The 7182-nt window shown below is 57.8% G+C and carries 6 protein-coding genes; 5 read left to right on the top strand and 1 reads right to left on the bottom strand.

From position 1 onward, the window contains the following. The coding region (locus GSQ91_RS11100; RefSeq protein WP_158821618.1) for a shikimate dehydrogenase at nt 1-756 on the top strand (756 nt) is incomplete at its 5' end. Between the two features lie 177 nt (nt 757-933). Here GSQ91_RS11100 and GSQ91_RS11095 read toward each other — a convergent pair. Continuing rightward, nucleotides 934-1116: a hypothetical protein gene (locus tag GSQ91_RS11095; protein ID WP_158821617.1), complete on the bottom strand. Its 183-nt coding sequence runs from the start codon at nt 1114-1116 to the stop codon at nt 934-936. Between the two features lie 268 nt (nt 1117-1384). Here GSQ91_RS11095 and GSQ91_RS11090 point away from each other — a divergent pair, with 268 nt between their 5' ends. The 4 genes from GSQ91_RS11090 to GSQ91_RS11075 all read left to right on the top strand — a co-directional run bounded on the left by GSQ91_RS11090 (nt 1385) and on the right by GSQ91_RS11075 (nt 7181). Next, nucleotides 1385-3274, top strand: a complete 1890-nt coding sequence (locus GSQ91_RS11090; protein ID WP_158821616.1) for a TonB-dependent receptor — start codon at nt 1385-1387, stop codon at nt 3272-3274. A 239-nt stretch (nt 3275-3513) separates the two neighbouring features. After that, on the top strand, nt 3514-5319 hold the full coding sequence (locus GSQ91_RS11085) for an APC family permease (protein ID WP_158821615.1): 1806 nt from the start codon (nt 3514-3516) through the stop codon (nt 5317-5319). A 149-nt stretch (nt 5320-5468) separates the two neighbouring features. Beyond that, on the top strand, nt 5469-6269 hold the full coding sequence (locus tag GSQ91_RS11080) for a PP2C family serine/threonine-protein phosphatase (protein WP_158821614.1): 801 nt from the start codon (nt 5469-5471) through the stop codon (nt 6267-6269). A 30-nt stretch (nt 6270-6299) separates the two neighbouring features. Next, nucleotides 6300-7181, top strand: coding sequence for a TIGR03435 family protein (locus tag GSQ91_RS11075; RefSeq protein ID WP_158821613.1), 882 nt, complete (start codon nt 6300-6302; stop codon nt 7179-7181). The last annotated feature ends 1 nt before the right edge of the window (nt 7182 follow it).

Raw genomic sequence — 7182 nt, 5'->3', positions numbered from 1 at the left:
TTCAACACCGATGTCGCCGGAATCGTCGGGCCACTGGAGAGGCGTTTGAGCCTCAAGGGCGCGAAGGTGCTTGTCCTGGGTGCGGGCGGCGCGGCGCGAGCTGCCGTCTTCGGCTGCCGCGACAAGGGCGCCGAAGTCTGGATTCTGAATCGCACTCCCGAGACAGCCCAAAAGCTCGCCCGCCAGTCTGGTGCCAAGACCATCAAGCGCGATGCCGTCGCCAAAACTGGCTTCGACGTCATCATCAATGCGACGCCGGTGGGTATGGCCGGGCAAAAGGGTACGCCCTTGCTTCAGCCCGAGGACCTTACCGCGCGCATCGTCTTCGATCTGGTCTACAACCCCATCGAGACCCCGCTGCTGAAATTGGCACGACAGAAGGGGCTCACGGCGATCTCCGGCGTGGAGATGTTCGTGCAGCAGGGAGCACGCCAGTTCGAAATCTGGACAGGCAAGCCCGCTCCCGAGGAAGAGATGCTGCGCGTCGTACTGCACTCGTTGCGTCAGTCCGCCGAGGCCGCGAGCGATACCGCCGCTCACCCCGCAGCTCCAGCGAAGGTGGAGGCACCTGAACCGGTAGCCGCGGTCCCCGCAAAACCCCCTGCGAAGCCTGCGGAAAAACCAGTACCAGCAAAGGCCGCCGTCAAGGCACCGGTAAAAGCACCTGCAAAGGTTGCTGCAAAAACAGTAGCAAAGCCTGCTGCTAAACCAGCAGTCAAGAAGCCCGCAACCAAGGCCAAGCCAAAGGGGCGGTAACAGCCCTCGGGCTGCGCAGTTTTGGCCGTCTAAAAATCGGCGTAATGGCTGGTTGAAAATTGGCACAGATCTGAACCTCTCTGGTTCTTAGATCTGTGCCAATTTTGTTTAAGTTCCGGCGATTGCGCTGTAGGCAGCGATTAGAGCATTTTCACGAATAGTGTGATGTGGCTCTTTTCAAGCCCACCCATACCGTGTCATCTCGACCGGAGGCGGCGGCTTTTGCCGCCGTAGCGGAGAGACCTGCAGCTTGCCCGGACGAGCACTATAGCCAGTGCACACAACCTGCAGGTCTCTCCGCTCCGCATGACGATAAAACCATCCTGCTCCGGTCGAGATGACAGTTCTATGGCGGTTCATGCCTCACATTGTTCGTGAAAAGGCTCTAGCCCTCCTGGAAAATTCCCCTCATTACATCCTCTTTATGTCTTCTTTACGTCTTTACCCGTTAAATCTTTATTACAGCTTCTAGTAATCGCCTAAGTCCTTGTACCCCTGAATGATTTCTGCCACACGGGCTCTTTGCGCATACCCAAAAGTGTGCCTGGAAAGTTGTACCCATCGTTGCTTCAAAGCAATTCAATCTCAAAACTCCGATCAGCCACGGATGAAAGAGGACTCCATCTTGATGTCTAAAAACACGCTTCGCAGACTCTTTGCCGCCCTCGCCCTTTTGCCGCCCTTGAGCCTGCCAGCCGTCGGGCATGCTGCCAGCGGAGTCGATCCCGGCAGCGTCCACCTCTCTACCGGCAGCCTGCACGGCACGGTTACCGGCGGCAATGGTCTCACCGCTGCCGGCGCCAAGGTCGTCATCTGTACTCTCCTCAATGATTCAGCCTGTTCCTACGCTGTTACGGATGCCTCAGGCAGTTTTGTAGTCTCGGCGCTTCCAGCCGGGACCTATCAGGTCGCCACGATCGAGAACCATGAGATGGCGGGCTCAATCATCCGCGAAGTTCCAGCAGGCGGCGATGTGACCGCCGATGTCGATACTCAGACCTCTACCTCCGCTCCGACGGCCCCAGCGCCGGCGGCTCCCCTGGACCAAAGCTTCATGCACAAGCTCGGCCGCGCATACGTTGCCGATTGGGCCGGTAACGGACCTGCCACAGCAGTGCCTCAGCAAACGCGTCGCGGCACGCCGCCTCCCATCTTCTCCCCGCCGTACCCCGCGACCGATTGGCCCATCGGCGGCACACCCGTTATCGGTGCTCCCGACGGACAGACCTACCCGCTGATGCAGGCGATCGACGAGAACAAGAGCGTCAACAAGATCTACGGTTGGATCGAAGTCGGCGGCAACGGCTCTACGAACAACAAGACCAACGCCGGCAAGGGCATCGCCGCCAATGCGCCGGCCGCCTATGACGTTTACTCCAACGTCATCCAACTCGACCAGGCCGCTCTTTACTTTGAAAAGATCGAAAACACCGCCCAGAAAGACCATTTCGACTGGGGCTATCGCGTCACCGCGCTCTACGGCACGGACTATCGCTTCACCACCTCGCACGGCCTGTTGAGCCAGCAACTGCTGGTCAAGAACGCGCAGTACGGCTTCGATCCGGTCATGTTCTACTACGACGCCTATTTCCCTAAAGTTGCGCAGGGAATGGTCCTGCGCATCGGCCGCTACATCTCGCTGCCGGATATCGAGGCCCAGCTCGCGCCCAACAACTACACCTACTCCCACTCCATCCTCTACACCTATGACTGCTATACCCAGTTCGGAGCCAACGCTACCATCAAGCTCAACGATCACTGGACTGTTCAGGCAGGCATCTCACCCGGTTGCGACACCATGCCCTGGACCACCGACGCCAAGGTGACCGGCAACTTCTGCGCCACCTACACCTGGTCGAACGGCGGCAACGCTCTCAACACCTGCGACAACACCATCAACGACGGCAAGTATGCCTACAACAACCTCACCGCCTTCTACGAGACGTGGTATCACCGCTTCAACAAGAGCTGGCACACCGACACCGAGGCCTGGTATCAGTACATGAAAGACGTGCCCAATATGTATTGGTATAACGGTGGGTACGCCAAGACAGCAGCGACACCCTGGCCCGAGACCAACGGCGCCGGCGTAACGCTGAACTTCGGTGCTGTCTGCCAGGACCCTCGCCTTCCCGTCGCGCAGCAGTCCTCTCGCTGCTACGCCCCTGAGTGGGCTATCACCAACTACGTCGAGCACAATTTCTGGAACAACACGGCTTCGTTGAACATCCGCAACGAGGTTGTCGACGACATCAAGGGCCAGCGTACCGGCACCCCCGGCATCTACGAAGAGCACATGGTCGGCTTCGACTTCTGGGCGGGATCTACCATCACCTTCCGGCCCGAGCTCAGCTATACCAAGTGCTACACCAAGTACGGCGCCTCCTGCACCGACATCGCTGCCGGCGGCTCCATTGCCAATATTGAAAGTGTTCACCTGGGAGGCAATCCAATCCCCACAGGCGAGGGTAAAACCCAATCCCTCACCCTCGCAGCCGACCTGATCTGGCACTTCTAGCTCAGTCAACTTCAGGGGCTACAAGGCAATCACCTTGTAGCCCTTTTTCACATCTTCTCGCATAAAGACTTCATAAAGATTTTTGCGATAGCTCCATGCAATTCGTGGCATTCTGTAGGCTCCGAACAGCTCACGACCTACTTCCACAAAACAGCTCCACAAGCTCCAGCGGCCCCGTATCACTGCATTCAAGAATGCGGTTCATTTTTGGAACATTCAGTCCACGGAGGAAACGAGATATGGCAGAAGAAGTGACCACCACTGCAATGAAACCCACGTTGGGTCTCACAGGCCTTACCAGCAATGCGATGGCCCTCATCGCCCCGGGAGCCTTTCTCTGGCTGACCTTCTTCATCCAATCCACGACAGGAGTCTCCGGACCCGCAATGTGGATGGGAGTGCTGGGAGCACTGGTTCTATGTTTATCCACCGCTGTCTGTTACGCGGAGATGGCGAAGCTCTACCCCGGTACAGGAAGCTCCTATTACTTTGCTGAGCAAGCGCTTCTAAATCGTGAAGACGCCTGGCGTTACGCCCGCATCTCCAAGTTCGTGGTCGGCTGGGCGTCGCACCTCTACTACTGGATCTATCCCGGCGTGATGGTCGGCACCATGGGCATCTTCTGCGGCTACATCGTGGGCACGCTGTGGCCGAGTTTCATGAGCGCCTCGAATCCCGGCGTCCTCTTCATGATGGCCGTAGCCATCGTCTTCTCCTTCGTGACCGCCTATATCTCCTATCGCGGCGCGCATCTTTCTACCTCCATCAATCTCGGCATCAACGTCGTCCAGATCACAGCACTCCTGGTCTTCGCAGTTCTCGCCCTCGGCTATCGCATCAACCACAAGCCGGGATCGGTTGCGTGGCAGTTCGATTCCACCTCCGGCGAGGCCTACCAGTACGAGTTCAAGACATCCACCACCGTCGCCGCCGGCGTCTCCACCGATACCATCGTTCGCGACACAAACGGCGTGCCGCTGCCCAAGCTCGATGCCGACGGCAAGCCCGTTCCGTTCCACATCAGCTATGACGAGCGCGATGCCAGCGGCAACTTCCTTGCGCATCCCAATGCCAAATCGGTCATCAGACCGCATCACTGGAGCTGGGTCTTCATCCAGGCAACAGTCGCCATCCTCATCCTTGTAGGCTTCGAGTCCGTAACCGCAATGGGAGGAGAAGCGAAGAACGCCAAGCGAGATGTTCCCATCGCGGTCATCACGTCGCTGCTGGTACAGGGAGTGATCTTCTACTTCATTGAATACTTTGCAGCCAACTACTTTCTCAACAGCGGCTACAGCATGCAAAGCGCAGCGGGTTCGGCCGCGCCCATCGGCGACATGATGATCATCGTCGGCGACGCTCTCTTCGGCTCCGGCCATGGCCGCACGTTCATGCTGGTGGAAGCGGTCACCGTCTTCCTCGCACTTATCGGGACGACGCTCTCCTGCATGAACACAGGCGCGCGAGTCACCTATGCAATGGGCAAGGACAAAGAGGTCTCCAACCGCTTTGGCCTGCTGCATAACAGCAACCTGACGCCCCACCGCGCGGTTTGGACCCTCGCCGCTATCTCCGCGGCTATCGGCTGTGTGGCTGTATCCCTGGCCTTTGGCGACAGCGGTGCACCGAGCGCTGCGGCGATTGCTGCCCTTCCCCATGGGCTGTGGTCGAGCTTCGGCTACTTCTCCCATGACAAGATGGCGGCGCTGCCCAATAGCCTTCTTGCCATCACGCTGACGACCAACTTCGGCACCTTCCTGCTCTATGCACTTAGCTGCATTCTTTGCATGGTCGCTTATCACAAGCATGCGAAGTACAGCTTTATCCGCCATACCTTTATTCCGATGTTCGGCTTGCTTGCAAATCTCGGCTGCATGGGCTTCTACCTCGCGGCTCCGTTTATTGGATTGGGGACGTGGAAGGAGCCTTACATTGCACTGGGTATCGCGGCAGTCTGGGGCATCTATGGCGCCCTGCACTTCCTGACCAAAAGCAAAAGCGAAGGGAAGGCTGTTTTACTCCAGGCCCATCCGCATCGGTCGTAATTTGGTCGCGACTTAGAGGCTGTTTGAGGCTTACGATTGCTGTTGTCTTTCGTTTTTGTTCTTCGCCGTCATGCTGAAGCTACGCTTCAGCATGACGGCGAGAAAGAGAGAACAGCTTTCAGAGCCTCTTACAGCGCATCCAAAATCCTATGCTTGATCTAGAGTTTGCCGAACTTACCGACCGCGGCCTGGTACGAAGCCACAACGAAGACTCGCTAGGGCACGTGCTGCCTTCCAACGCTGCACAGGTACAGTCGCAGGGATGGTTCTTCGCACTAGCGGACGGCATGGGTGGCCATGAGCACGGCGAGGTGGCCTCGCAACTCGCCATCGAGACAGCGCTCGACGGCTTCCGCAAGATCCCCAAGGGAGTCATGCACGTCTCACTGCTGCCGCGTCTGGTGCAGGAGGCCAATGCAGCGGTATACGACGCAGGCCAGGCCAAACATGGTTCCGGCGCACGCATGGGCACAACCTTCGTCGCCTGCGCACTCCGCTTCGACTCCGCCGTCGTATCGCACGTCGGCGACTCACGCTGCTATCTCTTTCGCAACGGCAACGGAACGCAGCTTACGCGCGACCACACTATGGCCGACGAGCAGTTGCGTCTCGGCATCCTCTCCAAAGAAGAAGCAGCCACGGGCGAAGGACGGCATGTGCTCACACGCTCCCTGGGCAGCGATCTCTTCGTCGCTGCCGATACCATCACCGTCAACGTCCTGCCCGGAGATGTGCTTCTACTCTGCAGCGATGGCCTGCACGGCTATGTGCCTGATACAACCCTGGTGAAGATTCTCCAGCAACACACCGACCTCGACCAGGCGGCAAAAGCGCTGGTCGCAGCTGCCCTCGATACGGGAGGGCATGATAACGTCAGTGTGCAACTCATCCGTGTGCGAACCGTGGAACGAATGGGGCTTTATCGTGGACGTCCCTATCGGCTGCTCTAAAGTCTCGTTATGCATAGGGAGAATCTTTGGATGACGCAATCTACTACTTCACGAGCTTCACTACGATGGACGCACTCTGTTGCCTTCAGCATCCTGTGTCTGTCGCTCACCAGTGCTACCTTCGCTCAGTCCCAGGCTCCAGCCGTTACACAAAACCCCGGCACGACCGCACCGAAACATCCACTTGCCTTTGAAGTCGTCTCCATTCGGCCCAGCGGCAAGAACTCGTCGTACAGCTACGGACATGCGCCTGACGGCTACCGGGCCACACACTTCACACTTTGGTCGCTGATTATGCAGGCGTACTTTCCCATGCCACTTTGGTCGGGTGATCGCCTCCAGAATCCACCGCAAGACAAGCAGGAATACGACATCGTAGCTAAGATCGCTCCAGAGGATCAGGCTGAGTGGAACAGCAGCCTCAAACGAGGTCTGGAGATGCAACAAGTAATGCTGCAAAACATGCTTGCTGATCGATGCAAACTTGTCTTTCACACCATTCCCGCAGAGACACAGGGCTTCGCGTTAGTGACGGCGAAGCATGGCGCAAAACTCACACCCGCGCCCCCAGGGGAACCTTTGCCCAAAGCCATGCAACTTTCGGCTGGCGGAGTAGCGGTAGGGCGGAATAATCCCGTCAATGGCGTGGAGTGGACCTTTCACGCGGCACCCATAGCCTCACTGACAGGCTTTCTATCCCAGGTATCACATGCAATCATCGAAGACCACACGCAACTTACGGGGAGTTATGATTTCCTGCTCGCGCGTCGGTCCGATTTTTCAGGCCAAGGAGAGGCTACAAATCCGTCCGATAGCTGGGAGCTGGAACCGCTGGGTTTACGCACGGTCCCGATTAAGGTTCCGACCGTGACCCTAGTCATCGACCACATCGAGAGCCCGTCGGAGAACTGAT

It is taken from the genome of Granulicella sp. S156 (genome assembly GCF_009766105.1).
Taxonomy (GTDB): domain Bacteria; phylum Acidobacteriota; class Terriglobia; order Terriglobales; family Acidobacteriaceae; genus Granulicella.
The sequence above is the reverse complement of the archived record's forward strand: the minus strand, read 5'-3'. Positions and strand labels throughout refer to the sequence as shown.